The 25,545-nt window shown below is 60.8% G+C and carries 27 protein-coding genes; 10 read left to right on the top strand and 17 right to left on the bottom strand.

Going from position 1 to position 25,545, the window contains the following annotated elements; genetic code table 11:
• Positions 1–77: 77 nt before the first annotated feature.
• The 6 genes from J5N58_RS07645 (at position 78) to J5N58_RS07620 (ending at position 5,333) form a co-directional block, all read left to right on the top strand.
• Positions 78–689 carry a PilZ domain-containing protein gene (locus J5N58_RS07645; RefSeq protein ID WP_112830123.1) on the top strand — a complete coding sequence of 204 codons (612 nt, stop codon included), beginning with the start codon at positions 78–80 and terminating at the stop codon, positions 687–689.
• A gap of 509 nt (positions 690–1,198) precedes the next feature.
• Positions 1,199–1,810: a transglutaminase-like cysteine peptidase gene (locus tag J5N58_RS07640; RefSeq protein ID WP_112830124.1), complete on the top strand. Its 612-nt coding sequence runs from the start codon at positions 1,199–1,201 to the stop codon at positions 1,808–1,810.
• A 285-nt stretch (positions 1,811–2,095) separates the two neighbouring features.
• The gene (locus tag J5N58_RS07635; RefSeq protein WP_112830125.1) at positions 2,096–2,845 is read left to right on the top strand and encodes a hypothetical protein; all 750 of its coding nucleotides are present in this window, start codon (positions 2,096–2,098) and stop codon (positions 2,843–2,845) included.
• 144 nt (positions 2,846–2,989) lie between these two features.
• Positions 2,990–4,462: a D-alanyl-D-alanine carboxypeptidase gene (locus J5N58_RS07630; protein ID WP_244710330.1), complete on the top strand. Its 1,473-nt coding sequence runs from the start codon at positions 2,990–2,992 to the stop codon at positions 4,460–4,462.
• Positions 4,463–4,508: 46 nt separating this feature from the next.
• Positions 4,509–4,778: a hypothetical protein gene (locus J5N58_RS07625; RefSeq protein ID WP_112830127.1), complete on the top strand. Its 270-nt coding sequence runs from the start codon at positions 4,509–4,511 to the stop codon at positions 4,776–4,778.
• Positions 4,779–4,805: 27 nt separating this feature from the next.
• Positions 4,806–5,333, top strand: a complete 528-nt coding sequence (locus J5N58_RS07620; RefSeq protein WP_113442891.1) for a gamma carbonic anhydrase family protein — start codon at positions 4,806–4,808, stop codon at positions 5,331–5,333.
• 21 nt (positions 5,334–5,354) lie between these two features.
• Here J5N58_RS07620 and J5N58_RS07615 read toward each other — a convergent pair whose 3' ends face one another.
• Genes J5N58_RS07615 through J5N58_RS07605 form a run of 3 tightly spaced genes read right to left on the bottom strand, consistent with a single transcriptional unit; the run spans position 5,355 to position 7,532 of the window.
• Entirely contained in the window at positions 5,355–5,750 is a 396-nt protein-coding gene (locus J5N58_RS07615) for a Fur family transcriptional regulator (protein WP_113339551.1), read from the bottom strand.
• A gap of 11 nt (positions 5,751–5,761) precedes the next feature.
• Complete coding sequence (znuB, locus tag J5N58_RS07610) at positions 5,762–6,571, bottom strand: zinc ABC transporter permease subunit ZnuB (protein ID WP_112830130.1); 810 nt, start codon at positions 6,569–6,571, stop codon at positions 5,762–5,764.
• A complete protein-coding gene (locus J5N58_RS07605) occupies positions 6,561–7,532 on the bottom strand; it encodes an ATP-binding cassette domain-containing protein (protein ID WP_113442838.1) in 972 nt (323 codons plus the stop codon). Before J5N58_RS07605 ends, znuB begins: the two co-directional genes overlap by 11 nt.
• 105 nt (positions 7,533–7,637) lie before the next feature.
• On the opposite strand from J5N58_RS07605, the gene znuA reads away from it, so the two are divergent.
• Positions 7,638–8,636 (top strand): zinc ABC transporter substrate-binding protein ZnuA, encoded by a 999-nt coding sequence (gene znuA / locus J5N58_RS07600; protein ID WP_112830132.1) that lies wholly within the window; start codon positions 7,638–7,640, stop codon positions 8,634–8,636.
• A gap of 83 nt (positions 8,637–8,719) precedes the next feature.
• Complete coding sequence (locus tag J5N58_RS07595) at positions 8,720–9,913, top strand: GTP-binding protein (protein ID WP_113442839.1); 1,194 nt, start codon at positions 8,720–8,722, stop codon at positions 9,911–9,913.
• 114 nt (positions 9,914–10,027) lie between these two features.
• Here J5N58_RS07595 and lpxB read toward each other — a convergent pair whose 3' ends face one another.
• From lpxB to J5N58_RS07525, 14 genes are all read right to left on the bottom strand, one after another.
• On the bottom strand, positions 10,028–11,215 hold the full coding sequence (gene lpxB / locus J5N58_RS07590) for a lipid-A-disaccharide synthase (protein ID WP_112830134.1): 1,188 nt from the start codon (positions 11,213–11,215) through the stop codon (positions 10,028–10,030).
• Positions 11,212–12,087, bottom strand: a complete 876-nt coding sequence (locus tag J5N58_RS07585) for an LpxI family protein (RefSeq protein WP_112830135.1) — start codon at positions 12,085–12,087, stop codon at positions 11,212–11,214. Before J5N58_RS07585 ends, lpxB begins: the two co-directional genes overlap by 4 nt.
• A gap of 3 nt (positions 12,088–12,090) precedes the next feature.
• Positions 12,091–12,906, bottom strand: a complete 816-nt coding sequence (lpxA, locus tag J5N58_RS07580; RefSeq protein WP_244710327.1) for an acyl-ACP--UDP-N-acetylglucosamine O-acyltransferase — start codon at positions 12,904–12,906, stop codon at positions 12,091–12,093.
• Positions 12,903–13,370, bottom strand: a complete 468-nt coding sequence (fabZ, locus tag J5N58_RS07575; protein ID WP_112830136.1) for a 3-hydroxyacyl-ACP dehydratase FabZ — start codon at positions 13,368–13,370, stop codon at positions 12,903–12,905. Before fabZ ends, lpxA begins: the two co-directional genes overlap by 4 nt.
• Entirely contained in the window at positions 13,363–14,427 is a 1,065-nt protein-coding gene (gene lpxD, locus J5N58_RS07570) for a UDP-3-O-(3-hydroxymyristoyl)glucosamine N-acyltransferase (RefSeq protein WP_112830137.1), read from the bottom strand. The genes fabZ and lpxD overlap by 8 nt, the downstream gene beginning before the upstream one ends.
• A 51-nt stretch (positions 14,428–14,478) precedes the next feature.
• The gene (bamA, locus tag J5N58_RS07565; RefSeq protein ID WP_113425750.1) at positions 14,479–16,836 is read right to left on the bottom strand and encodes an outer membrane protein assembly factor BamA; all 2,358 of its coding nucleotides are present in this window, start codon (positions 16,834–16,836) and stop codon (positions 14,479–14,481) included.
• 192 nt (positions 16,837–17,028) lie between these two features.
• Entirely contained in the window at positions 17,029–18,162 is a 1,134-nt protein-coding gene (gene rseP, locus J5N58_RS07560) for an RIP metalloprotease RseP (protein WP_244710472.1), read from the bottom strand.
• Between the two features lie 33 nt (positions 18,163–18,195).
• Complete coding sequence (locus J5N58_RS07555) at positions 18,196–19,029, bottom strand: phosphatidate cytidylyltransferase (protein WP_112830139.1); 834 nt, start codon at positions 19,027–19,029, stop codon at positions 18,196–18,198.
• 8 nt (positions 19,030–19,037) lie between these two features.
• Positions 19,038–19,781 carry an isoprenyl transferase gene (locus tag J5N58_RS07550; protein ID WP_113425749.1) on the bottom strand — a complete coding sequence of 248 codons (744 nt, stop codon included), beginning with the start codon at positions 19,779–19,781 and terminating at the stop codon, positions 19,038–19,040.
• A gap of 44 nt (positions 19,782–19,825) precedes the next feature.
• Positions 19,826–20,386 (bottom strand): ribosome recycling factor, encoded by a 561-nt coding sequence (gene frr, locus J5N58_RS07545; protein WP_112830141.1) that lies wholly within the window; start codon positions 20,384–20,386, stop codon positions 19,826–19,828.
• A 52-nt stretch (positions 20,387–20,438) separates the two neighbouring features.
• On the bottom strand, positions 20,439–21,161 hold the full coding sequence (gene pyrH, locus J5N58_RS07540) for a UMP kinase (protein ID WP_112830142.1): 723 nt from the start codon (positions 21,159–21,161) through the stop codon (positions 20,439–20,441).
• Between the two features lie 103 nt (positions 21,162–21,264).
• The gene (gene tsf, locus J5N58_RS07535; RefSeq protein ID WP_112830143.1) at positions 21,265–22,191 is read right to left on the bottom strand and encodes a translation elongation factor Ts; all 927 of its coding nucleotides are present in this window, start codon (positions 22,189–22,191) and stop codon (positions 21,265–21,267) included.
• A 239-nt stretch (positions 22,192–22,430) separates the two neighbouring features.
• Positions 22,431–23,198 carry a 30S ribosomal protein S2 gene (gene rpsB / locus J5N58_RS07530; protein ID WP_112830144.1) on the bottom strand — a complete coding sequence of 256 codons (768 nt, stop codon included), beginning with the start codon at positions 23,196–23,198 and terminating at the stop codon, positions 22,431–22,433.
• Between the two features lie 195 nt (positions 23,199–23,393).
• Positions 23,394–24,224: a cell envelope integrity EipB family protein gene (locus tag J5N58_RS07525; RefSeq protein ID WP_113425748.1), complete on the bottom strand. Its 831-nt coding sequence runs from the start codon at positions 24,222–24,224 to the stop codon at positions 23,394–23,396.
• A gap of 118 nt (positions 24,225–24,342) precedes the next feature.
• Here J5N58_RS07525 and J5N58_RS07520 point away from each other — a divergent pair, with 118 nt between their 5' ends.
• Together J5N58_RS07520 and J5N58_RS07515 are read left to right on the top strand one after the other, a co-directional pair.
• Positions 24,343–24,813: a RidA family protein gene (locus tag J5N58_RS07520; protein WP_112830146.1), complete on the top strand. Its 471-nt coding sequence runs from the start codon at positions 24,343–24,345 to the stop codon at positions 24,811–24,813.
• Positions 24,810–25,544 carry a glycerophosphodiester phosphodiesterase gene (locus J5N58_RS07515; protein WP_112830147.1) on the top strand — a complete coding sequence of 245 codons (735 nt, stop codon included), beginning with the start codon at positions 24,810–24,812 and terminating at the stop codon, positions 25,542–25,544. The genes J5N58_RS07520 and J5N58_RS07515 overlap by 4 nt, the downstream gene beginning before the upstream one ends.
• Position 25,545 lies beyond the last annotated feature (1 nt).

Here is a 25,545-nt window from a genome sequence, read left to right as displayed (position 1 = left end):
GCATCATCAAAAAACGTTATGTTAACAGCTTGCCGCTAAGCATTTAATCGTCGCGAAATATTTCAGACCATTCATCCATGTATTCCTTTCAGGCAACGCAGAACAGCAACATGGCTCCCCCTGCACAGCAGCGCGCCTTCCAGCGCGTCGCGGTGAACCTGCAGGGACGCCTGATGCTTGCCAATTACGAGGAATACGTCTGCAAGGTCATCGACATGTCCCCGGGCGACGTCAACTTCGCCTGCGCCGGCAGACCGCGTGCAAATGAGCGGGTCATTGCCTATATAGATCACCTCGGACGCATCGAAGGCACCGTCACCAAACTGACCGAGGACGGCTTCGTCATGTCCATCGTCGCGACGGGTCGCAAGCGCGAGAAACTTGCCGCCCAGTTGACCTGGATCGCCAACAAGCACGAACTCGGCCTGCCGGAAGACCGCCGCCACGACCGACTGACACCGCGCAACACGGTGGCAGAACTCATGCTGGAGGACGGTCGCCGCTACCCCTGCCGCCTGATGGACCTCTCGCTGTCCGGCGCGGCGATCGACATCGATATTCGCCCGCCGATCGGCACCGCCGTCCAGCTCGGCAACATGCGCGGCCGAATCGTTCGCCATTTCCTCGAAGGCGTCGCCATCGAGTTCCTGTCGCTGCAATCCCGCGAAGCCCTCACCGAATTTCTTTGAACGATTGCGTTCATCGCTAACCGCGCGACGGCGCGTATGCCGTCGGAGCGGACACATGCCCATCGATATCGGACGCGAAAACGCGACCCCATAAATTCCCTCTTGAAATTTTTCGACAGCGATTTGAAACGCTGAACTCCTGCGCCGTCACGTTTGGCCGTTCCCGATCCTGCGCCCGTGCCGCAACCCTGCGAGCCAATCGAGTGCGGCGGGAAAACGAAGACATTGGCCACCCGCCTCAGACAAGAATCGAAAATCGAATATTTCTTTTTATATTTCAATATTTTATCTCACAAACGCTTCTTGACGGGATGGCAGCGCGCCCCTGTAAAAGGTAAAATTCGACGAGATTTTTACTAAAATACTCATCGAGTTTTATCTTTATTTTATACTTGTTTTATTCTCATTGTAGGCAAGTTTAAATCTATTCATCCTCGTATTTTACTTCGACATTTTGCGAGAGATCAAAATATACGTGTCATGTTGGCTCCATCACAGGGAGACAACCAATGACAAAAAAGAAAACTCTGGGGATTGGACTCTTGACCGCAGCGCTGCTCGTAGCGCTTGTTGCGCCCGCAGCCGCGGTACCTGCCAGCATGAAGATCGTCGGGAAAGCGAACCCGCCGATCGGCCATTACGAATTCTGCAAGTCTTATGCGAGCGAGTGCCGCTCCGTCGACGGCGATGCCGGCCCTGCCCTGCTGACCGAAGACAGGTGGAAAGTCCTGCTCGACGTAAACTATACCGTCAACAGTTCGATCACGCCGATGACGGACCAGGAGATCTACGGCGTTGAGGAGCGCTGGAGCTATCCCCGCACCGTCGGCGATTGCGAGGATTTCGTACTCCTCAAGCGCAAGCTTCTGATGGAGAAGGGGTTCTCGCCATCGGACCTGCTGATCACCGTGGTATTGCAGCCGAATGGCGAAGGTCACGCAGTTCTCACGGTGCGCACCGACCACGGTGACTTCATTCTCGACAACATGCGCAACAAGGTGCTGCTGTGGTCAGACACGGAGTATACCTACCTCAAGCGGCAATCCACGGATGATCCTGGCCGCTGGGTCAAACTCCAGGATGGTCGCGCTCCTGCGGTCGGCAGCGTCGGAACCAACTGATCCCCGCCACCTGGAAACGCCTCGACAAAGCTACTGGCCCGGTCTGTCCCCCGCATACCCCGTCCCCGACCGGAGCCAACGAGCCGGTCCCGTTCATTCGGGACCGGCTCACTTTCTTCGGGAAAGGCCTGGCGTTCCCGCAGCGGGAACATCGCATCTTTACGCCAGATTAACCATCTTCTCCGACCTTTGAAGCTCCGAAGTACCGACGGATTCCGAAATTGCCCTCCGGGAGCCGGAGGCGACGGGACGGGAACGCTGCCGGCAGCGAACGAGGGGGTGGGCATGGCCGATATGACTGACGATGCGCATGGCCATGGCCCGCTTATTTCGAATCGCTTTTTGCTGATTGCGACGTCAGTGATCGCGCTGCTTGCCGCGCTCTCGTTGGCGATTCACGTTTTTGGCCGAACTCTCGGCGAGGAAATCGCGCTGGCCGGACATAGCGATAGCACATCCAGACTTTCGATCGGCATCGGCCAGGATGAATTGCAGATCGAGGCCAACACCATCCGTTTTGCCGAGCAACGCCGGGAGGGCGAGAGCGAACGCCTCGACCTCCATCTGCTGTGGCCCGAAATGACCGGCTACAGCCGGGAGCTCAGGCGTCGTTTTGACGACATCAACAGCAGTAACACACTGTTATTCCTGCAACTGTCGCAAAGCACCATGTCACGGGACATGTCGGGCCGGATCGAACCGATCTACAGCCTTCTGTTCGAAGGCCCGGCCCAGCAAGGCCCCGCCGGTCTGACGCTCCACAGGTTCCGCCACGGCACGGGCTACGACAACGAGGTTCTGTTGACCGCCAACCTTCCCGACGGCACAGGCTATGCGGTCCGTTGCATGCTTCCGAGCGAACCCGCGCTTGCAACCAGCGGCGACTGCCAGCGCGACATTCACGTGGGCAGGGATCTGACGGTTCTCTATCGGTTTTCCAGCCTCATGCTTCGGGACTGGCAAGCGATGGACTCCGCCATTCGCCAGTTTGTCGAGGCGCGGCTCGGAAACCCGACGACACATCCCCTCCCATAAAATGCGACCGGATTCGGCAACCAATGATTCATTATAAACCTCTTGGTAAGGCTGGGGCCGTAGACTTCCCGAAATTGGGCACGTGGGGGCGAGCCCGGATCCGAAATGATCAGCATGTGAAGAGTTCTTGCGGTGCAGAATAGAATGGGAAGTCTCAACCTCGCGCAAAAGATGCAGAAGCTGGCGGCGGCGGCTCTGATTTTCGCGGCGGCAGTTGGTGTGAATGTCGAGCCGGCGAACGCCGCGCCCAAATATGCCGGCATCGTTGTCGACGCCAATACCGGGAAGGTGCTCTACAGCGAAGATGCCGACAGCCTTCGGTATCCGGCTTCCCTCACCAAGATGATGACGCTTTACCTGACGTTCGAAGCCCTCGAGGCGGGACGCATCAGTCTCAATAGCAAGGTGCCGGTATCGGCCAATGCTGCGGCAGAGCCTCCCTCCAAACTCGGCGTCGGCGCTGGCCGTTCGGTCACCGTCGAGCAGGCCATCCTCGCTCTCGTAACCCGTTCGGCAAACGACATGGCCACGGCGCTTGGTGAATATCTCGGCGGGTCGGAAAGCCGTTTCGCCCAGATGATGACCGCCAAGGCCCGCAGCCTCGGCATGACCAAGACCACCTACCGCAATGCCAACGGCCTGCCGAATACGGCGCAGATGACGACCGCTCGCGATCAGGCTCGCCTGGGCATCGCGCTTCGTCAGCATTTTCCGCAGTATTACGGATATTTTTCCACCCGCAGCTTCAAATTCGGTAAGCAGACGATCGGCAATCACAATCGGCTGCTCGGTGTCGTTCGCGGCGTGGATGGTATCAAGACCGGCTACACACGCGCTGCCGGCTACAATCTCGTAACCTCCGCCCAGGCGGATGGACGTTCCATCGTCGGGGTCGTGATGGGGTCGTCCTCCGGCGCAAAGCGCAACGAAACGATGAAACAACTCGTTCTTCGCTACATGCCGAAAGCGTCTCGTTCGGGTGGCGGCGACCTGATTGCCAAGGTCAACACGTCCGTTGCGCCGTCCAGCGCCCTCGCAGCCGTCGAAGAGCCCGCCGTCATCGCCAATGCACCACGCCTTCCCTCGGAAGGCCCGCTTCCTGACGCCCGCTACAAGAACGGGGCGGTCGCCTCGGCCTATGCCGCCCCGGCAAACGATAACGGCGCTGCTGCCGCGTTGAAGGCCGCCACCGGCGCTCCCGAGCGACCGCTTTCCGCCAGCGTTCCCGTGCCGCAGCCCGCGCCGGCCTATATGCCGGATGTGCAGGCCTCGGCGGCTCCGCAAACGCCCGTGGAAGAAGAATCCGTCGCACAGGCCGCCGCCAAGCCGGTAGCCGTCGATCAGACCACAACGGCTTCCACCCAGCCTTCGTCCGGTTGGGTCATCCAGATCGGCACTTCGCCGGATCGGGAACAGGCCATGTCACTCCTGCGCAAGGCGCAGGATAAAGGCGGCAAGGTATTGCGTTCCGCCACCCCTTTCACCGTCGCCTACAATAGCGGTTCGGAACAGCTTTACCGTGCCCGCTTCGGTGGCTTCGACGACCAGAAGACAGCTGTCAACGCATGCAAGAGCTTGAAAAAGGTGGGTATCGGCTGCTGGGCTGCAATGCAGTAACGGTCGGCTTCCAGCCTCGATTTTTATCGCGTACGAGGTAACGAACATGGCATCGAACGAAAATCACTTCGAATTCGCGGCGGGCCAGGACAATGAAAGCCGCGGTGGGCACTACAGCCTGCATCCTTTGCACGAAGCGGCATTCCGGCTGGCGGATATCGGACTCAGCAGGAAACGCTCCAGAACCAAGGATCTGATCGGCCTGCTGCTCTGCCACGGCGCGCGCGCCTGGCGCTATTCGCAGCCGGAAGCCAATATCCACCTGCACGTTTCTTCGCAAGCGGGACGCTTCCCCGTTCTCCTGCGCCTGCGCTGAAGACAATCGGCAGACGGGTTGGATTTCATGCCTCTTTATTCGCTCGGAAACCTCTCCCCGAAGACACCTGCGGAGGGCCGTTTCTGGATCGCTCCCGACGCCCATGTGATCGGGCAGGTCGATCTCGGCGAGGATGTCGGCATCTGGTTCGGCGCCGTGCTGAGAGGCGATAACGAACCGATCGTCGTCGGTGAGCGCACGAATATCCAGGAGGGCGTGATGATCCATACGGACCCGCACTTTCCCGTGACGATCGGCAAGGGCTGCACGATCGGACACCACGCCATCATCCATGGCTGCACGATCGGCGACAACTCCCTGATCGGCATGGGCGCTACCGTTTTGAACGGCGCAAAGATCGGCAATAACTGTCTCGTCGGCGCCAACGCGCTGATTACCGAGAACAAGGAGTTCCCCGACAACTCGCTGATCGTCGGCTCGCCCGCGCGGGTCGTCAGAACGCTGGACGACGCCTCGGCAGCGAGGCTTGCGCTTTCGGCCGAAAACTATGTCCGCAACTGGCAGCGCTTCGCCCGCGACCTCAAGCCAATCTAATGTCGGCTGAAAGCCCGGGGATCAGGCGCATTCGCTGCACAGCCCGCGGATTTCAATTGTCGTCTTTTCAGCTTTGAAGCGCTGGCCCTTGGCCCAGTCGGCCAAGCGATGATCGATGGCGTGGTCGTGGAATTCACTCACCTGTCCGCATTTGTTGCAGATGGCGAAGGCGACCGTTCCGTGATGGCAGCAATCCTGCTGCGGATGGGCGCAGACGACGAAGGAATTTATGCTCTCCAGGCGGTGTACCAGACCGAGTTCGACAAGCTTGTCGAGGGCACGGTAGACCTGCAGCGGGGCCCGGAAGCCATGGTCGCGGAGGCGGTCGAGAATTCCATAGGCTGACAGCGGTCCAACCGATTCCGTCAGCGCGTCGAAAACGAGCGATTGGTTCTTCGTCAGTTGTGGCGTTGTCATGGTTCCGATCCCTACCTGTTTGCCTCTGCGCCCTCCCGGCCGGGCCGGGGCAGAAGACTCAAGAGAAAGAGTACAAGAGCCGCCACGACGATCGAAGGACCGGAGGGCGTATCATAGGTCAACGACCCGAAGAGGCCGAAGACGACGGCAACAGCTCCGATCAGGGAGGCGAAGACCGCCATGGCCTCCGGCGTGGTCGCGAAGCGACGCGCGGTAGCGGCCGGAATAATCAACAGCGACGTAATCAGCATGATGCCGACGATCTTCATCGCAATGGCGATCACCAGCGCCATCAGCAGCATGAAGGCGAGGCGCGCCCGTTCGGGCTGCAGTCCCTCGGCTTCGGCCAGCTCAGCATTGACGGTGGCGGCGAGCAACGGACGCCAGAGCCAGGCGATCATGGCCAGAACCAGCAGACCGCCGACCCAGACGACCACGATATCCGTCAGGTTAACCGCGAGAATATCGCCAAACAGGAAGGCCACCAGATCGATCCGCACCCAGGTCATGAAGGCTACCATCACGAGGCCGATCGCCAATGTGGCATGGCTTAGGATTCCGAGAAGGGCATCGGCGGAAAGAGCCTGCCGGCGCTGCAGGAGCAGGAGCAGAAGCGACACCATCGACGCGACAACGAAGACGCTCACCATCAGATTGAGCGACAACAGCAGGGAAAGAGCAACACCGAGAAGCGCCGAGTGGGCCATGGTGTCGCCGAAATAGGCCATCCGGCGCCAGATGACGAAGCAGCCGAGCGGACCGGTGGTCAGAGCGAGCCCGATGCCCGCCAGCAGGGCACGGACGAAGAAATCATCGAACATGCTTGCTCTCCCTGTCCTTGTCTGCTGCCGTCAAAAGAGCTCCGTGGCCTGCCGCCTCGTGACGGCTCTCGTCATGCGCGTGGGTGTGGGCGTGGTCCTCATGGCGATGTTCATGGTGGCCATGGTCATGATGATGGTGATCCTCGTCATGATGGTGATGGTGGCCGTCGCCGGGGTGGCAATGTTCGGTGACCGTGCCGTCGCTGTGCAGTACACGACCGTCCGGTAGATGGGTATGGTCGTGATCGTGGCTGTAAACCGCGAGCGTGCGGCCGGCATTGGCGCCGAAGAGTCGCATGTATTCCGGGCTCTGGCTGACGGCTGCCGGCGTTCCGCGACAGCAGACATGACCGTTGAGGCAGATGACGGTATCGGTTTCGGCCATGACGACGTGGAGGTCATGAGAAATCAGCAGAATGCCGCAGCCGGTCGAATTGCGGATCGAGGTGATGAGATCGTAAAGAGCAATTTCGCCGGAGAAGTCCACACCCTGCACAGGTTCGTCCAGCACCAGCAGGTTTGGCTTGCGGGCGATGGCGCGGGCAAGCAAGGCACGCTGGAATTCACCGCCCGATAGATGCTGCACCTCCGCCGAGGCCAGATGGGCAATGCCCACCGCCTCGAGAGCCGCCGATATCTCGGTCTCCGACAGGGGGCCGGTGAGGCTCATCAGACGCCTGACGGTGAGCGGCATGGTCCAGTCGACAGCCAGCTTCTGCGGTACATAACCGACGCGAAGGCCGGGCTTTCTTTCCACCCTGCCCTCGTCCGGCTTCAAAACACCGATCGCCATCTTGGCGCTGGTGGACTTTCCCGAGCCGTTCGGTCCGATCAGCGTAACGATCTCTCCACGCCGCACGGAAAATTCGACCCCACGCACAAGCCAGCGTCCGTTTCTCCTTATGCCGGCATCCTGGAGCAGGACGAGCGGCTGATCGTTCTCTGTTTCTGGCTGGGACATCGTGACCCCGAAAATTTGTTGTTGCGCGATGCTATGCCACACGTTATAGCGTTACGCAATGAATGTAATAATATTACATTACACATTCAAGATGGAGACACCCCCATGCTCAAGTCCCGCGCCGGTCTTTTTACCACCACGGCCGCCCTGCTTTTCCTGCCTACGTTCGCCTTTGCCGCGCCGCCGGAAGTCGTCGTTTCGATCAAGCCGATCCACTCGCTGGTGGCGGCCATCATGAAAGGCGTGGCGGAGCCGGGCCTGATCGTCGAGGGCGCAGCATCGCCCCATACCTACAACATGAAGCCCTCCAATGCCCGCGCACTGGAACATGCCGATGTCGTCTTCTGGGTCGGCCCCGGGCTTGAGGCCTTTCTTGAAAAGCCGCTCGATGCGTTGGCCGGCAAGGCAAAGGTCGTCGAACTCGAGGACGCCCCCGGCATCACCAAGCTTCCCTTCCGGGAAGGTGGCGCGTTCGAAGCTCACGATCATGGCGAACACGAACACGACGAGCATGCCGAGGGCGAGCACCACGACGATCACGGAGCAGAAGCCGAAAACGCCGATGAACATCATCATGACGAGCATGGCGGCACCGACATGCATCTCTGGCTCGATCCCATGAATGCCAAGGCGATGGCCGGCGCGATAGAAGCCACGCTGATCGAGGCCGATCCGGCCAATGCCGCCCGCTACAAGGCGAATGCCGAGGCGCTGGATGACGAACTCACCGCGCTGGACAAGGAAATCGCGGAAACCGTCGGTCCGGTTGTCGACAGGCCCTTCATCGTCTTTCACGACGCCTATCAGTATTTCGAGCACCGCTACCATGTACGGGTCGCTGGCTCGATTACCGTCAGCCCGGAAACGATGCCCGGGGCAGAGCGCGTCTCCCAGATTCATGCCAAGGTCAAGGAACTCGGCGCTGTCTGCGTCTTCGCCGAACCCCAGTTCGAACCGAAGCTGATTAAGGTCGTTACCGAGGGAACCGACGCAAAGAGCGGGACGCTGGACCCCGAGGGCGGAGCTATCCCGGAAGGCCCCGAACTTTACCCGACGCTGCTGCGCGGCATGGCAAAGTCTCTGGCAGACTGCCTTTCCCAGTAGAACGCGGCCCCACGGAAGGCGGACGCAGGTCCGCCTTTTTTAGGACCTCGCATGTAATAACATTACATAATGGAGTTTGTCACATGGACAAATTGCCCGTCACGGTTCTCTCCGGCTTCCTTGGAGCGGGCAAGACGACCGTGCTCAACCACGTTCTTTCCAATCGAAGCGGGCTTCGCGTCGCGGTGATCGTCAACGACATGAGCGAGGTGAATATCGACGCGGCACTGGTGCGTGACGGAGATGCAGCACTTTCCCGGACGGAAGAACAACTGGTCGAGATGACCAATGGCTGCATCTGTTGCACGCTGCGCGATGACCTGCTGCGCGAGGTGCGGGATCTCGCGATGCAGGGCCGCTTCGATTACCTGCTGATCGAAGCGACCGGCATCGCGGAGCCGCTTCCGATCGCCACGACCTTCGATTTCCGTGATGACGACGGGCGCAGCCTGTCCGATATCGCAAGGCTCGACACCATGGTGACGGTTGTCGACGCAGCAAACCTGCTGAACGACTATTCCTCCTCCGATTTTCTTGCGGACCGTGGTGAAACCGCGGGCACCGGCGACAATCGCGTCCTTGTCGATCTGCTGGTCGAACAGATCGAGTTCGCCGACGTCATCGTGCTGAACAAGATCGGCACCGCGACGCCGGAACAGCGCGACGCCGCGCTCAAGATCGTTGCCGGCCTCAACCCGGATGCCAGGGTGATCGAAACCGATTTCGGCGTGGTCGCACCGCGCGACATCCTCGGAACCGGCCTCTTCGACATCGACAAGGCGGAGACACATCCTCTCTGGTTCAAGGAACTGAACGGGTTCAAGGGACATGTGCCGGAAACGGAGGAATACGGCATCCGCTCCTTCGTCTACAAGGCGCGCCAGCCGCTCGATCCGGTGAAATTTCAGGCGTTCATCGACCGGGCCTGGCCGGGCGTCATCCGCGCCAAGGGTTTCTTCTGGCTGGCTACGAGACCGCATCATGTCGGCGCGATCAGCCAGGCCGGTGCCCTGGTCCGGACCGGTCGCATGGGTCTGTGGTGGGCTTCGGTGCCGCGCGAACGCTGGCCTGATGATCCGGGCTTCAAGCGTGCCATGACGCCCTATCTCGATCCGGAATGGGGCGACCGCCGACAGGAGATCGTGTTCATCGGCGCAGACCCCATGGACGAACACCGGATACGGGCGGAACTCGATGCCTGCCTCGTACCGGCCAAGGGTTTTACACCGGCGGCTTGGAGCAAGCTGCCGGACCCGTTTGCGTCCTGGACACAATAACCACCTATCCGCAGATTCCGGACCGGCGGTGCGCATGTCTCCGGTCCGGAGGGGCCTGCCGGTCTGCAGACGTCAGCCGCCGGCAGGTCCTCAATCGGTTCGAACGGAGATATCTCAGGCGTTTCCGGGAAGAACACCCTTGTCACGCAAGAGATCGAGGACGATCCGCGCGCCCTCGTCACCAGCCGGTCGCTCCGTCGTCAGCCGTTGCCAGACGAGATCGAAACCCGCCAGCATTGCGCGGCGCTCCAGCGTATCGGCGGCAAGCCTTTCCGCCATGCGCAGAAGGTTACCGGGTCGCACGTAGTCGTTCAGATATTCCGACACGATCGGATAGTCGGCGATCAGGTTGGGAAGCGCTCCCGTCCAGATCTTGATGCGATGGCTGATGAGCTTCATCAGCCAATCGGTCTTATAGGTGGACACCATGGGCACCGTCGCAAGCGCCAGTTCCAGGATCACGGTGCCGGATGCGGCAATTGCCGCATCCGCCTCAGCGAAGGCCTGCCATTTCGCGTCCTCGCCGGTCAGAATCTCGGGCCTCAGATCCCAATCGGCAATCATCTGGCGCACACGCGCCTCCTGACGCGAGACGGTCGGCAAGAGAAACCGCGTGGGGCCGTTCCTTTCGGTGAATTCGACCATCGCCTGCCCGTAGATCGGCAGGAGCGCAGATATTTCAGCCCCGCGCGAACCGGGAAGCAGCAGGATCGTCTTCTGTTCGTCGGCCCGCTTCGGCAGCTTTCCCGCACGTGCAGCCCGAGTCTCAAGCAGCCTTGCATTGGTCGTCAAACGATGGCCCACGAAATGGGTGGCAGGACCGCCGAGACGCCGCATCACCTCCGGCTCAAAAGGCAGAACGGCCAGAACCGCATCGACATAATCGAGCATGGCCTTGGCGCGATATTCCTTCCATGCCCATACGCTTGGGCAGACATAATCCACGACCGGAAGGTCCGGCAGAGCTTGCCTTACCTTCTTCGCCACGCGATGGGTGAAGTCGGGACTGTCCACGATCAGCAGCAGGTCGGGGCGGGCTTCGATGATGGCCCTCGCCGTCCGACGGATCAGCGAGAGAAATCGCGGCAGGCGCGCGAGCACCTGGGAAATCCCCATCACCGATAGCTCGGAGAAATCGAAGAGAGAGTGCAAGCCCTCGCGTTCCAGCGCCTCGCCACCGACGCCGATGAGTTCGACCCGCCCACCGTAACGCAGCTTCAGGGCGGCGATCAGGTCTGCCCCCAGAAGATCCCCGGACACTTCGCCGGCAATGACGGCAATCTTCAGCGGACGGTCGTTCACATCACGCCTCCCGGCAAGCCGCGATCAATGCCGATGACAAAAAGACCCGCCTCGTTGGCGGCCGCGATCGTCGCCTCGCGCTCGATCACCAGCGCGCGTCCGGCTTCGACGGCGATGCCGGCAAGACCCGCTCGCCTTGCATTCTCCACGGTCGAGCGGCCAATAGACGGCAGGTCGGCGCGAAGATCCTGCTGCGGCTTGCACAGCTTGACCAGCACACCTTTCCGACGTTGGGAAATCCGCCCTTCGCCCCTGAGCCGCGCAACGCGTCCGAGCATGGCATCGGTTCCCTCGACGCCTTCAAGCGCCACGATACGTCCACCGACGGTGACGGCGCCCTGTCCGACGTCGAGCCGTCCGAGCGCTTCGGCTGCCTCGGCGCCCCTGGCAATGTCACGCAGATCGTCTTCGGTCGGCGCTACCGCTCCCAGCGGACCGGTGGATGCAAGAAGATCGGGCGCTATGTCCTGAACGCCGATGACATGGCATCCCTGGGCCTCGATCAGCGAAATCACCATCTTGAGCACTGCGTCATCGCCGCCCGCAAGCAGCGTTTTCAACGCCATGGGCAACTTCATCAGCGCCTTCAGGTTGACGTGAATTTCACGAAAGCCCGGCCGACGCTTGACGCCGCCGGACAGCACGACACGGCCGATCCCATGACGACGGAAAAGTGCGGAAAGGCCGGCGACATCGCCCACGCCCACAACGGCGTTCTCGAAACCCTGCCACTGCTGATCGGCCTCATCCTTCAGGCGCAGAATGAAGGGGTCCTCACCGGACCGTCGCGCCGCCTCGGCGACGTAGAGCGGCAAAAGACCGCTTCCGGCGACAATCGCCAGACGACCCGTCGCTGCCTTGTCCGGCGCCATGGATCAACTCTTGCCGCGATACGGTGAAGAAAGCGCCCTGTCGCTTTCGGCGGCAATGAAATCCAGGATTTCGATGACCTGCGGGCAATCGAGGTATTCCCCGCGAATGGCCTCCGCATTGATGCGCGCCGAGCCCTCGCCTTCGAAGATCTGCTTGAAGGCGCGGCGAACCTGATGAATCACCGACCGTTCGATGCCGGCGCGTGTCATGCCGACGACGTTCAGGCCGCCGAGGACACCCGGATTTCCGTTCAGCATGCCGTACGGAATGACGTCGTAGCTCACCGCGGACAGACCACCGATGAATGCCTGTCTGCCGATGCGGGTGAACTGGTGCACCGCCGAGCCGCCGCCGAGGATCACGCGATCCTCAACCTTCACATGGCCCGCAAGCATCACGTTGTTCGACAGGATGATATTGTCGCCGAGCTGGCAATCATGCGCCACGTGGGAATTGGCGAGGAACAGGTTGTTGTTGCCGACCACCGTCTTGCCGCCGCCTTCGACGGTGCCGGTGTTCATCGTCACGCCTTCCCGCATCGTGCAATTGTCACCGATCGTCAGCGTGGTTTCCTCGCCGGCGTGATGAATGCTCTGCGGTTCCCCGCCGATCACCGCACAGGGGAAAATCCTCGCATTGCGGCCGATGGTCGTCAGGCCTGTCACCGAAGCATGGGAAATCAGTTCGCAGCCATCGCCGAGCTTCACCTTCGCGCCGACATGACAGAAAGGGCCGATCCGGACGTTCTCCCCGATCACCGCTCCCTCTTCGACGACTGCAAGGGGATGAATGCTGGCGCTTGCGGCGATCATGCTCATTTGTCATCCTTGCGCATAATCATCGCGCCGATATCGGCTTCCGCCACCAGGGCACCATCCACCTTGGCGTCGCAGTGGAACTTCCAGATGTTGCCGCGCTGCTTCTGCTTCACGACATGGTACTCCACGCGATCACCCGGCACCACAGGCTTGCGGAAGCGTGCGTTGTCGATCGTCATGAAGTAGACGAGGTTTCCACCCTGCCCTTCCTTGCGCGCGCAGATCGCGCCGGCCGTCTGGGCCATGCCTTCGATCAGCAGAACACCCGGCATGATCGGCGCTTCCGGAAAATGTCCGGTGAAATGCGGCTCGTTGGCCGTCACGTTCTTGATGCCGATCGCGGAATTATCGCCGTCGATCTCGATGATTTTGTCCACCAGCAGGAACGGATAGCGGTGGGGCAGGAATTTCATGATCTGGAGGACATCGGCCGAACCCAGTTCCGTCTTCACGCCTTCAGTCATTCTTGCCCTCCTTTTCCTTGTTGCGGCTATCCGTGCGGCTGAGCATTTCGGCGACTTCGCGAAGATAATCCTTCATGGGGCGTGCCGGCACCCCGCCGTAACGTTCACCCGGCGGCACATCCGAAAGAACGCCGCTCATCGCGGCAATCTGGGCACCGTCGCCAATAGTGATGTGGCCATTGACCCCGCAGGCCCCGCCAAGCATCACGCCATCGCCGATGCGCGTGCTGCCGGCGATACCCACCTGGCTGACGATGCCGCAATGGCGGCCGATGCGGACATTGTGCCCGATCTGCACCAGGTTATCGATCTTGGTTCCCTCACCGATCACGGTGTCATCCATGGTGCCGCGGTCGATCGTCGTATTGGCACCGATCTCGACATGATCCTGAATGATGACCCGGCCAACCTGCACGATCTTTATCATGCCGCGCGGTCCGGGCGCATATCCGAAGCCATCCTGCCCGATACGGGCGCCGTTATGGATGATGACATTGTTGCCGATCAGAGCGGTCTGTACGGTTGCGCCCGACGCAATGGTGCAATTGCGGCCGATACGGACGCCACGCCCGATCACAGCACCTGCGCCGATATGGCTGCCACTGCCGATTTCGACATCCGCACCGATGACCGCCATAGGCTCGATCCGCACGTCCGCTTCCAGCCTTGCCGACGGGTCGACGAAAGCCGCCGGCGAAATCGCCTCTGCCTGATCCACAGTGGCCACCGGCCGAAGACCCGACGGATAAAGCAGGCCGCCCGCCATGGCGAAAGCCATAGCCGGAGCCGAACTCAGAAGTACCGGGATATGGTCAGGAATAAGGGACCGTAGCGCCTTGTCGCAGATGATCGCGGAAGCCTCGCAGGTCTTCAGCTCTTCCTTGCTGCGACGAGACAGGATGTAACAGATGTCACCCGCACGCGCACGGTTAACTGGCGCGACCGACCGGATCACCCGATCGCCCGCACCCTGGTCCAACAGTTCCGCCCCCACATGAGCGGCGATCGACGCAAGCGTGATCCCCTCATGGGGCGGAAAGAAGTGATTATGCTCCATCAGCCAAAGCCCCAGAACGTTATGCTGTCAGCAGCCCCTGGGCTACGGACCTTAGAACTGGTTCGCCATGCTGAAGCGGAAGTTCTGGACCTCGTCGTAGTCTTCCTTGGCGACCGGAACCGCATAGTCGAAGCGCAGCGGCCCGAAGGGCGACAGCCAGACAATGCCGGCACCAACCGAGGCGCGCAGAGACATATCGGTACCGACGACCGTCGAGCTTCCGGTATCGACATCATTGCCGTAAAGCGTACCGGCGTCAGCGAAGACCGCGCCGCGCAGGTTGAGATCCTGCGGAACGAACGGCATCGGGAAGCTGGCCTCAGCCGAAGCGGTGAAGTAGGTCGTACCGCCGAGCGCATCGTCACCCGCACGGGCACCGATGCCCTGGGTATCGAAACCGCGCAGTTCCTTGCCGCCGATCTGGAACTGATCGAAGACATTGAGCTTCCCGTCGGTCGCGACAACATGGCCGGCGCTGGCCGATACCGAGCCGATGATGTCGAATTCGTCCGACAGCGGATGGAAGTAACGGATCTTGCCGTAGACCTTGTAGTAGTCCGAATCCCCACCCAGGCCCGCATATTCATGCGTAAAGCTGGCGTAGATGCCTTCGCGCGGCATCGTGCGGTCGTCAAGCGTGTTGTAAACGATCGAATGACCGATGATCGACTGATGCCACGGGCTTTCCTCGATCAGATCGAGATACGGATCCGAAAGCGTATCGTCACCGCCGCCACGGACGCCGTCCGCACCGTATGCGCCATCTTCGTTATACTTGATTTCCTTGTAGGTATAACGAACGGTCGTGGCGAGATCTTCGGTGATCGGCGCCGTGACGCGGAAGGTTACACCCTGCTCCTCGTATTCGTAATCCGAGTTGCTGCTCGTCTGGCTCTTGAACAGGTCGAAACCGGCAGCCAGGCGATAGCCGAGGAAATACGGTTCGGTGAAGGAGAAGTTATAGGTACGGCTGTCTTCGAAACCGCCACCGACGGCGAGACGAATGAACTGGCCGCGACCCAGGAAGTTCTTCTCTTCAACCGAGGCTTCGAGCACCAGACCGTCGCCACCGACCGAATAGCCGGCACCGATACCGAACGAGCCGGTCGGCTGATCCTCGACATCCACGACGAGTACGACGCGGTCGGGAGCGCTGCCCTGCTGCGTCGAGATATTCACGGTCGTGAAATAACCGAGCGCTTCGAGGCGACGCTTCGCGCGCGTGATGGTTTCCTGGTTGAAGGCATCGCCTTCGGAAATATCGAACTCGCGACGGATGACGTAGTCACGCGTACGGGTATTGCCGCGGATCTCGATGCGTTCGACGTAAGCGCGCTCACCCTGATCGACGAGATAAGTAACGCCGATGGTGTTGTTTCCGAAGTTGCGATCGCCGCGCGGAACCACGCGGGCGAAAGGATAGCCCTTGGCCGCAACGCGCTGGGAAATCGCTTCCATGGACTTTTGAACGTCCTTGGCGCTGTAGGTATTGCCTGCACGGCTTTCGAGAAGCCCCTGCAGTTCGGCGCCATCGACACCTTCAACCGTCGACTCGACCTTGACGTCGCCGAACTTGTAGCGCTCGCCTTCGTCTACGGTGATCGTGATGGTGTATTCGTTGCCGGCCTCGTTCAGGGAAACGTCAGAGGAAACGACACGGAAGTCGGCATAGCCGTGGTTGTAGTAGAACTGGCGCAGCGCTTCCTCATCGGCGCGCAGCTTGTCCTCGTTATAGACGTCCTTGCGGGTCAGGAAGGACAGCATGCCGGACTGCTTGGTCTGGATGACCGACTCCAGGCGACCGTCGCCATAGGCGTTGTTGCCGACGAAATTGATCTTGGAGATCTTGGTACGCTCACCCTCGTTGATGACGAAAGCGAGGTTGACACGGCCTTCAGCCACCGGAACCACCTGCGTCGTCACTTCGACGTCGCTGCGGCCGATGCCGGCATAGGCTTCCTTGATGCGCGAGATGTCGGCAGCAACCAGAGCTTCGCTGTAGGGACCCATCGGCTGCGTCTGAACGAAGCCGCGCAGCTTGTCGTCCTTGATCTTGCGGTTGCCGTTGAAAACCACCTGATTGATGAGCTGCGCCTCGGAGACGCTGACGACCAGCGTGCTGCCGGAAACGGAAATGCGAACGTCGGAGAAAAAGCCCGTCGCGTAAAGCTGCTTGACGGATTCGTCGATATCCACATTCGAGAAGCTCTGGCCGGGCTTGATCGAGATATTCGAGCGAACGGCCTCGGGGCTGACACGCTGGGTGCCCTTGACCTCAATACGCTGGATCACGGCAGCCTCGGCTGCAATGGCCGATGCAAGGACAGCTACACCCGCGCCCGAAGAAACAACACCAGCAGACAGCGCGACCGCCGATACTGCGTTCAAAAATCTTGAACCAGCCTTCATGTGTATTTTCAACCTTCTTCCATTGTCCCGCAGCCGTACCCGACTCCGGCCCGTGTGTGGTTTTACCGGGTTTTACCCTACAAGCAAGGGCGGACGTTAATTTCTATTTACTTCGTTTGCAGGCGTGGCCCAATCGCCACTATCAGTTTGAAACATCGTAAACAAATCCTTCCAAAATTGGCAAGACGACCCTCAGCCGATCAACCTGCTGATATCGTTCCAGGTGGCGAAGACCATGAGAGACACGATCATCGCCAATCCGATCCGGAACGCGATCTCCTGTGCATTCGGCCCCACCGGTTTCCCGCGCAACGCTTCAAGCGCGTAGAGGAGGAGATGGCCGCCGTCAAGGACCGGAATTGGCATCAAATTCAGAAGTCCAAGGGAAACGGACAGAACGGCCGCCAGATTGACAAGCGCGACGACGCCGAGCGTCGCCATCTGACCGGAGGCCTGAACCACCCGCACCGGACCGCCAAGCTGGTCGGCATTCATGCGGCCGGCGATCAGATTCGAAATGTAATCGACGGTGCCGGTGACGATATGCCACGTCTGGCGCACGCCCTCGCCGAGAGCCTGCACCGGGGTCAGTTCGACGATACGGAAATTGCCGGACTGCTGGTTGGTGACGATGCCGATCTGGCCGACTTCCATCTTGTTGCCGAAACGGTCGGTGGTTTCCACCCGCCGCGGCGTCATGTTCAGGCCGAGTTCACTCCCGTTCCTGCGCACAGTGACGACGACGGGAATTTCGGGTCGCATGCTGATGTAGCGCACAACGTCGTCGAAGGTCTCGACTGTTTCACCGTCGAGCGCGACCAGCACGTCGCCTGGCTGCACGCCCGCCTCGGCGGCCGCGCTGTCAGCCTTGACCTCCGCGACAACCGGGTCGGCGACGGGCTTGCCCATGGTGCCGAAAAGGATGGCGAATATGGCAATTGCCAGGACGAAATTGGCGATCGGGCCGGCGGCAACCGTGACGGCCCTCTTCCAGAGTTTGGCTCCCGCAAGCGTCTGCTCCTTTTCCTCGGGCGTCAGCTCTTTCACTTCCTCGCCGTCCGGACGGCTTGCTGCATCCGCATCGCCGAAGAAGCGGACATAGCCGCCGAGCGGGATAGCTGAAATTTTCCAGCGGGTTCCGTGGCCGTCCGTGAAGCCGACCAGCTCAGGCCCGAAACCGACGGAGAAAGCGAGAACGCGAATACCGGACCAGCGTCCCGCGAGATAGTGCCCGAGTTCATGCACGAAGACGAGCAAGGAAAGAACGATCACGTAAGGCAGGATATAGCCGACGAGAAAGCCAAAAAACGCGGTAATCTGATCCATCATTCCATCCCGTTCATGGCGTTCCGGCTGCGATCACAGACCAAACAGGAACGCTCCGAGCGATGTTACCGCTCCTTCGCCGACCGTGGAGAACCCTACAGCAAGAAAGAAAGCCGCAAAACAGGCAAAAACAAGTCCGTCAACCCGATCCATGACACCGCCATGGCCCGGAATGAGGTGACTCGAATCCTTCACGCCGAAGCGGCGCTTGATGAAGGACTCGAAGAGATCGCCGATCTGGCCCGCAACCGACAGCAGCAGGGCGACGGCCGGAATCCACAAGCCGACCGACTGGAAATAGGCAAGCGCCACCGCGGAGCCGCCGAGTACGCCGGCAATCGTGCCGCCAATCGCACCGGACCAGGTCTTGCCGGGAGAAATCCTCGGCGCAAGCTTCGGCCCGCCGATGGCGCGCCCCACGAAATAGGCGAGGATATCCGTCGACCATACGACCGCAAAGACGAAGAGCATGGCGGCGAATCCAACCGAATCCTCGCCCCGGATCGCGGCCAGCGAAATGGCGCTGAGGCCGGAATAGAAGATGCCGCCCGCCTGCCACCAGCGCCAGTTTCCGACGATTGAAGGCAGAATGGCCGTCACCACCAGCCCGGCGAAGAGCGGCACAGTCATGTCCGCGGAGCCGAACAGCATATTGGCGCTGACGGCAACAAGCGAAAACCAGCCGAAGGCATGGCCCCGCATGCTGCTTTCGGCAAGCTGTGTCATTCTGGACCATTCGTAATAGACGAGAAGGCCGATAAGCGCCGAAAGCAGGCGAAATGCAAAACCGCCGATCCAGGTGGCCGTGAGCACGATGGCGGCCAGAACGATCGCCGAATAGATGCGGAGCGTTAGTTCCCGGGACATCGGCTGGGCTACGATCCGAGCGCTACCGCCTTGTCCGAAAGCCCGCCGAAGCGGCGGTCACGGGCGGCGTAACGTTCCAGGGCGGCAAAGAAGACCTCGCGGCTGAAATCAGGCCAGTATTCCGGCACGAACATCAGTTCCGAATAGGCAGCCTGCCAGAGCAGGAAGTTCGAAAGGCGCTCCTCGCCGCTCGTGCGGATAATCAGGTCGGGATCGGGAATGCCCGCAGTATCGAGACGACTGTCGATCAGCGCGCTGTTGACTTCGGAAGCCTTCAGCAGACCTGCCGCGACGTCCGTCGCGATGGCCGCCATGGCGCGCGCCATCTCGTCCCTCGCCCCGTAGTTGAAGGCGATCACCAGCGTAAGCGCGCTGTTGTCCTTCGTCGTCTCCTCCGCTTCCAGCAACAGCGAAAGAATATCGCCCTGCAGGTTGACACGATCACCGATGATGCGGATGCGGACGTTCTCCCGATGGAGTTCGGCGAGGTCGCGGCGGATGAACATCTTCAGCAGCCCGAAGAGATCGTTGACCTCGGCCTCGGGCCGGCGCCAGTTCTCCGACGAGAAGGCGAACAGCGTCAGATAGGCTATTCCCGCATCCGCGGCGGCGCGCACGATTTCCCGCACGGCTTCGACACCCTTGCGATGACCGACCGCACGCGGCAGGCCACGCGCATTTGCCCAACGCCCGTTGCCGTCCATGATGATGGCGACATGCTCGGGAGCGCGGCGGTTTTCGGCTTTCGACATTGAAGGTTCCGGTTTGAACATCACGTACGGGGCGGCGAACCGTATCAGACCTGCATGATTTCCTTTTCCTTGTCGACGAGCAAGCGGTCGACTTCGGAAATCGTGTCATCGGTCATCTTTTGCACCTTCTCGGACTGTGCACGGCTGTCGTCCTGCCCTATCACACCGTCCTTCTCGGCCTTTTTAAGGCCGTCCATGCCGTCGCGGCGAACATGGCGAATCGCCACCTTGGCCTTTTCGGCATAGTCATGGGCAACCTTCACCAGCGACTTGCGGCGCTCCTCGTTGAGTTCCGGCAGCGGAATACGCAGGTTCTGGCCGTCGATGATCGGGTTCAGGCCGAGGTTTGCTTCGCGAATGGCGCGGTCGACGGCGTTCACCATCGACTTGTCCCAGACGGAAATGCTGAGCATGCGCGGCTCGGGAACGGTGACGTTCGCCACCTGGTTCAGCGGCATGCGCGAGCCGTAGGCCTCGACCGTCACCGGATCGAGAATGTTGGCGGATGCGCGGCCGGTGCGCAGCGACGCTATATCGTGCTTGAACGCGTTGATGGCGCCGTCCATGCGGCGCTTGATGTCGTTGAGATCAATGCCTTCGCTCATGATGAACTCCCTTTATTCTTCGTTCGACGTTCCCGGGAAGGAAAGCCGTATGTCAATGATCCGTGACGATGGTCATGCGACCGGCGCCCGACAGAATATCGCAGAAACCACCCTTCTCGTGGATCGAGAAGACGATGATCGGAATGGCGTTCTCGCGTGCAAGCGCGACGGCGGCCACGTCCATGACCGCGAGACCCTTTTCGAGAACCTCGCTGTGGGTGAGCTTGTCGAAACGGGTCGCCGCGGGATCCTTTTTCGGATCGGCCGAATAAATGCCGTCCACCTGGGTGCCCTTGAAAATCGCTTCGGCGCCCATCTCGGCGGCGCGCAGCGCAGCAGCCGAATCGGTGGTGAAGAAGGGGTTGCCCGTGCCGCCGGCGAAGATCACCACCCGCCCCTGTGCGAGATGGTGCAGCGCGCCGCGCTGGGAGAAGCTTTCGCAGATCTCCGGCATGGCAATGGCCGACAGCACGACGGTATCGACTTCGAGCTTGCGCAGCGAGGTGGCGAGCGCCAGGGCGTTGATGACGGTGCCGAGCATGCCCATGTGGTCGCCGGTCACCCGGTCGCCGCCCTTCGACGCAACGGCCACGCCGCGGAAGATGTTGCCGCCGCCGACGACCACGCCGACTTCGACGCCCATGGAACGCGCCTGGGCGATATCAGCAGCAATGCGATCGGCGACCGCAACGTCGATGCCGAAGCCCTGGCTGCCCATCAGGGCTTCTCCGGAGGCCTTCAGAAGAACACGCTTGAAGATAGGCTTGGAAGACATGCTGGCTCCTAGGGATTGGTCTGATGCCGGATACACGAAGGGCATCGCGTTGTCACGCGATGCCCGATTTTTTCCCTAACATGGTCTGCCGACCAACTGGAGATCAGCCCTTGGCGGCCGCAGCGACTTCGGCAGCGAAGTCGGTCTCTTCCTTTTCGACACCTTCGCCGAGCAGCAGGCGGGCCATGCCGACGACTTCGATCGATGCGCCAGCGAGCTTTTCAGCGTCCTTGACAGCCTGGCCAACGGTGACGTCGGGGTTGATGACGAAGGCCTGCGACAGGAGGGCAACTTCTTCGAAGAACTTGCGCATGCGGCCTTCGACCATCTTCTCGATGATGTTGTCCGGCTTGCCGGAAGCGCGGGACTGCTCGATGAAGACGTTGCGTTCGCGTTCGGCGACGGTTGCGTCGACTTCCTCGGCGCGGATGGCGAGCGGGTTGGTTGCGGCGATGTGCATGGCAACCTGACGGCCGATCGAGGTCAGCACTTCCTTGTCGCCGACCGACTTCAGGGCGACGAGAACGCCGAGCTTGCCGATACCGTCGCCGGCAGCGTTGTGAACGTAGGTGGCAACAACGCCGTGCTCGACTTCGAGCTTGGCAGCGCGACGCAGGGTCATGTTTTCGCCGATCGTGGCGATCGCATCCTTGATCGTGTCAGCGACGGACTTGCCGGTTGCCGGATAGGTGGCGGCCGAGATGGCGTCGACGGAACCGTCGGTGTTCAGCGCGACGCTGGCAATGCCGCGGACGAGATCCTGGAAGGCATCGTTGCGGGCGACGAAGTCGGTTTCCGAGTTGAGCTCGACGACGACGGCCTTGTGGCCGGCGCTGGCAATGCCGACCAGGCCTTCGGCTGCGGTACGGCCAGACTTCTTGTCGGCCTTGGCGATACCCTTGGCGCGCAGCCAGTCGATTGCAGCTTCAATATCACCGTTGGTTTCGGTCAGAGCCTTCTTGCAATCCATCATGCCTGCGCCAGACTTTTCGCGCAGTTCCTTCACCAGTGCAGCAGTGATTTCAGCCATTGTTTGCCTCTTATCGTTTCACGCGACGCCGTGGGACCGGCGCCTGTTTGGGGCACGAGTTGTACCCGGAAGTGTGACATCGTGATGAAGCCGAACCATCACGTCGAATTCGCCTCGGCTGGAGGTTATCACCCGCGGCCGGGCCGGCCTTCAAAAACGGAACCGGCCGCCAACCCGATTGGCTGAGTGGCGGCCGATTGCAACTATACTGCGATGGCGGGCAAACCCGCCATTTCGAATCAGGCGCCGGCTTCGTCTTCGAGAGCGGGCTCGACCGGAACTTCGGCGGAAGCGCCGATGTCGCGGCCAGCAGCGCCCTGCTGACGAGCGATGCCGTCGATGGCGGCGCGGGCGATCAGGTCGCAGTAGAGCGAGATTGCGCGCGAAGCGTCGTCGTTACCCGGGATCGGGTAGTCGATCAGGTCCGGATCGCAGTTCGAGTCGATGATCGCAACGACCGGGATACCGAGGCGCTTGGCTTCGTCGATCGCGATCTTTTCCTTGTTGGTGTCGATGATGAACATCAGGTCCGGCGTGCCGCCCATGTCCTTGATACCGCCAAGAGCCTTGTCGAGCTTTTCACGCTCGCGCTCGAGGTTCAGGCGCTCTTTCTTGTTGTAGCCGGACTGTTCCGAAGACAGGATCTCGTCGAGCTTGCGCAGACGCTGGATCGAGTTCGAAATGGTCTTCCAGTTGGTCATCATGCCGCCGAGCCAGCGGGAGTTGACGTAGTACTGGGCCGAACGCTTGGCCGAGTCAGCGATCAGCTCGGAAGCCTGACGCTTGGTGCCAACGAACAGGACGCGGCCGCCGCGGGCGACGGTGTCGGACACGACCTGAAGGGCGCGCGACAGCATCGGAACGGTCTGAGCCAGGTCGATGATGTGGATGTTGTTACGATCGCCGAAGATGTACGGCTTCATCTTCGGGTTCCAGCGATGCGTCTGGTGGCCGAAGTGAACGCCAGCTTCCAGAAGCTGACGCATGCTAAAGTCGGGCAATGCCATGCCTTTTACTCCTTTTCCGGTTTAACCCCCGCGAAACAAACAGCGCCCTTTTTCGACGCCACCGGCGGAAACGGCCGGATTTCTCCCGGTCGATCCCAAGCTTCGCGTGTGGAATGGAGCTGCCCATATAGGGCTTGCCCTTGGAAATCAAGAGTATTGCGTGACAAAATCGAGGGAGCGTCCGTCGAGCGGACCTCAATCGGCCTTGCAGTCGCCCGATCCCAGCACCTCAAGCTTCGTCAGCTTGCCGCTCAGGATGAAATCGCCGTAGTCCAGCGTCAGATCCTGCGTGATGCCGTTTTCGTAGAGCTTGAAGGACTGGGTATAGATCGGGAGAACGTCGCCGACGGCCTTCTCGTCGTAGTAGGCGATGGACACTGGCCAGTAGGCCGTTCCGGCGAGCGCCTCGGACGTCTTGTCCTTCTGCGCGTCCTCGCCGGGCTTGCGCTCCGGACCGACAATCGTGGTGGTCAGATAGCTTTTGTCGCCATCCTCGGATCCGTCGAATATGCGGGCCTCGAAGAAGGTGCGACCCTTGCGGGCATTCTCGATGACTTCAAGCATGTGCTCGGCCGGAAATCGGCTATCGGCCAGTTCGACCGCGCGTTTGGCGGGTTCCGAAAGCTCGATCTTCACCTTGCCGTCCTCGTCGGCCGCCGCCCCGCTCACATCCTTGTCGAGCTGATCGTCGGTGAAGGACTTCGTCTCGAAACGAAACTTGCCCTTCACGAGATCCTCGAAAGTGAAGCTCTGCTGATCCGTGACGCGAACCTGCTCTCCGGTGTCGATGCGGGTAACGAAGCGGAAATTCGTCGTGTAGCCGGCGCATTCCGAACCGCTGAACTCGTAGACCATGCGGCCGCGCATGCCCTCGATGCCGGAGCGGTCCGACGCCTGTTTCAGTTCGATATCGTAGACTGCGCGATGCGGCACAAGGCCGCCCGCAACCGCAGCATTCGCCGATGCACCCGTCATGCTGAGCGTACCGAAGGCAGCCAACGCAACCGCAAATGACGAACGAAACATCGATATCCTCCTGTTGGACTCTTTTGCGATGTTATAAGAACAGATCCGGCAAAAGCGAGACCTGCTTTGGTCACCACGGGATTCTTTTTCAACTTACTAACAGATCCGGGAAACACACATGTCCGATAGCATCGACGGTCGTCTGGCAGCCATGGGCATCCAGCTGCCGGAAGCAGCCGCCCCCGCCGCCAATTATGTGCCTTATGTCATCAGCGGCAACCTTCTCTATCTCTCCGGCCAGTTGCCGATCGAAGGCGGCAAGCTCGCGGTGACCGGCATCGTCGGCACCGATGTGACGCTTGCCGACGCCCAGCGCGCAGCCGAACTCTGCGCCATCAACATCCTGGCCCAGGCCAGGTCGGCACTCGGCGGCGATCTCTCCCGGATCACGCGCGTCGTCAAGCTCAACGGTTTCGTTGCTTCGGCCCCTAACTTCACCGAGCAGCACCTCGTGATGAACGGCGCTTCGAACCTGATCGCAAACGTGCTCGGCGAGGCCGGAAAACATGCCCGCGCAGCCGTCGGCATGGCATCGCTGCCGCTCAACGCCGCCGTAGAGATCGACGCGATCCTGGAGATCAAGGCGTGACCTCGGCAGACTGGATCAAGGAGCGCCCGGTCGCCCATCGCGGCTATCACGACATGAACAACCAGGTCTGGGAGAATACGCTCTCGGCCTTTTCGCGTGCGGTGGACGCCGGCTTTGCCATCGAATGCGACATTCAGCTTTCTTCCGACAGCGTGCCGATGGTCTTTCACGACCACGACCTGCAGCGCCTCTGCGGGCTCAAGGGCGAAGTGCGGGAACGCACAGCCGGTGAACTCGGCATGCTTTCGATCGGCGGCACCGCGGACCGCATTCCGACGCTCAAACAGATGCTCGCACTCGTCAAGGGGCGCGTGCCGCTGGTCATCGAACTCAAGGGCATCAGTGCCGAGGAGGATGACGGCCTCGCGGAAGCCGTGCTCGATGTGCTGGAAGGCTATGACGGCAAGGTCGCCTTGATGAGCTTCGACCACTGGCTGCTGAAGAACCTCAAGTCCCTCGATTGCCCTTACCCGGTCGGCCTGACTGCCGAAGGCGCTGATCCCGAACGGTTCTTCGTGCATGACGAGGCCATGCAACTCGGGCTGGATTTCGTCTCCTACTGCGCGCCCCACCTGCCGAACAGCTTTGTCACGGCTCTCCGGGAAAAAGGCATTCCGGTCATCACCTGGACGGTCAGGGATGAAATCATGCGCGAGCATACCTATAAGTATGCGGACCAGATGACCTTCGAGGGTTTCGATCCGCGCGAGACGCCGGTTGCGACCGCCTGAC

Origin of the sequence: Paenirhizobium cremeum (assembly GCF_022884085.1) — a bacterium.
Classification (GTDB): domain Bacteria; phylum Pseudomonadota; class Alphaproteobacteria; order Rhizobiales; family Rhizobiaceae; genus Allorhizobium; species Allorhizobium cremeum.
This window is presented reverse-complemented; position numbering and strand designations above follow the sequence as displayed.

Bases quoted from the DNA above. Each gene is read 5' to 3' on its own strand.
- J5N58_RS07645 (WP_112830123.1), top strand. From the start codon at position 78: ATGTATTCCTTTCAGGCAACGCAGAACAGCAACATGGCTCCCCCTGCA.
- J5N58_RS07640 (WP_112830124.1), top strand. From the start codon at position 1,199: ATGACAAAAAAGAAAACTCTGGGGATTGGACTCTTGACCGCAGCGCTG.
- J5N58_RS07635 (WP_112830125.1), top strand. From the start codon at position 2,096: ATGGCCGATATGACTGACGATGCGCATGGCCATGGCCCGCTTATTTCG.
- J5N58_RS07630 (WP_244710330.1), top strand. From the start codon at position 2,990: ATGGGAAGTCTCAACCTCGCGCAAAAGATGCAGAAGCTGGCGGCGGCG.
- J5N58_RS07625 (WP_112830127.1), top strand. From the start codon at position 4,509: ATGGCATCGAACGAAAATCACTTCGAATTCGCGGCGGGCCAGGACAAT.
- J5N58_RS07620 (WP_113442891.1), top strand. From the start codon at position 4,806: ATGCCTCTTTATTCGCTCGGAAACCTCTCCCCGAAGACACCTGCGGAG.
- J5N58_RS07615 (WP_113339551.1), bottom strand. From the start codon at position 5,750: ATGACAACGCCACAACTGACGAAGAACCAATCGCTCGTTTTCGACGCG.
- znuB (WP_112830130.1), bottom strand. From the start codon at position 6,571: ATGTTCGATGATTTCTTCGTCCGTGCCCTGCTGGCGGGCATCGGGCTC.
- J5N58_RS07605 (WP_113442838.1), bottom strand. From the start codon at position 7,532: ATGTCCCAGCCAGAAACAGAGAACGATCAGCCGCTCGTCCTGCTCCAG.
- znuA (WP_112830132.1), top strand. From the start codon at position 7,638: ATGCTCAAGTCCCGCGCCGGTCTTTTTACCACCACGGCCGCCCTGCTT.
- J5N58_RS07595 (WP_113442839.1), top strand. From the start codon at position 8,720: ATGGACAAATTGCCCGTCACGGTTCTCTCCGGCTTCCTTGGAGCGGGC.
- J5N58_RS07585 (WP_112830135.1), bottom strand. From the start codon at position 12,087: ATGGCGCCGGACAAGGCAGCGACGGGTCGTCTGGCGATTGTCGCCGGA.
- lpxA (WP_244710327.1), bottom strand. From the start codon at position 12,906: ATGAGCATGATCGCCGCAAGCGCCAGCATTCATCCCCTTGCAGTCGTC.
- fabZ (WP_112830136.1), bottom strand. From the start codon at position 13,370: ATGACTGAAGGCGTGAAGACGGAACTGGGTTCGGCCGATGTCCTCCAG.
- lpxD (WP_112830137.1), bottom strand. From the start codon at position 14,427: ATGGAGCATAATCACTTCTTTCCGCCCCATGAGGGGATCACGCTTGCG.
- bamA (WP_113425750.1), bottom strand. From the start codon at position 16,836: ATGAAGGCTGGTTCAAGATTTTTGAACGCAGTATCGGCGGTCGCGCTG.
- rseP (WP_244710472.1), bottom strand. From the start codon at position 18,162: ATGGATCAGATTACCGCGTTTTTTGGCTTTCTCGTCGGCTATATCCTG.
- J5N58_RS07555 (WP_112830139.1), bottom strand. From the start codon at position 19,029: ATGTCCCGGGAACTAACGCTCCGCATCTATTCGGCGATCGTTCTGGCC.
- J5N58_RS07550 (WP_113425749.1), bottom strand. From the start codon at position 19,781: ATGTCGAAAGCCGAAAACCGCCGCGCTCCCGAGCATGTCGCCATCATC.
- frr (WP_112830141.1), bottom strand. From the start codon at position 20,386: ATGAGCGAAGGCATTGATCTCAACGACATCAAGCGCCGCATGGACGGC.
- pyrH (WP_112830142.1), bottom strand. From the start codon at position 21,161: ATGTCTTCCAAGCCTATCTTCAAGCGTGTTCTTCTGAAGGCCTCCGGA.
- tsf (WP_112830143.1), bottom strand. From the start codon at position 22,191: ATGGCTGAAATCACTGCTGCACTGGTGAAGGAACTGCGCGAAAAGTCT.
- rpsB (WP_112830144.1), bottom strand. From the start codon at position 23,198: ATGGCATTGCCCGACTTTAGCATGCGTCAGCTTCTGGAAGCTGGCGTT.
- J5N58_RS07525 (WP_113425748.1), bottom strand. From the start codon at position 24,224: ATGTTTCGTTCGTCATTTGCGGTTGCGTTGGCTGCCTTCGGTACGCTC.
- J5N58_RS07520 (WP_112830146.1), top strand. From the start codon at position 24,343: ATGTCCGATAGCATCGACGGTCGTCTGGCAGCCATGGGCATCCAGCTG.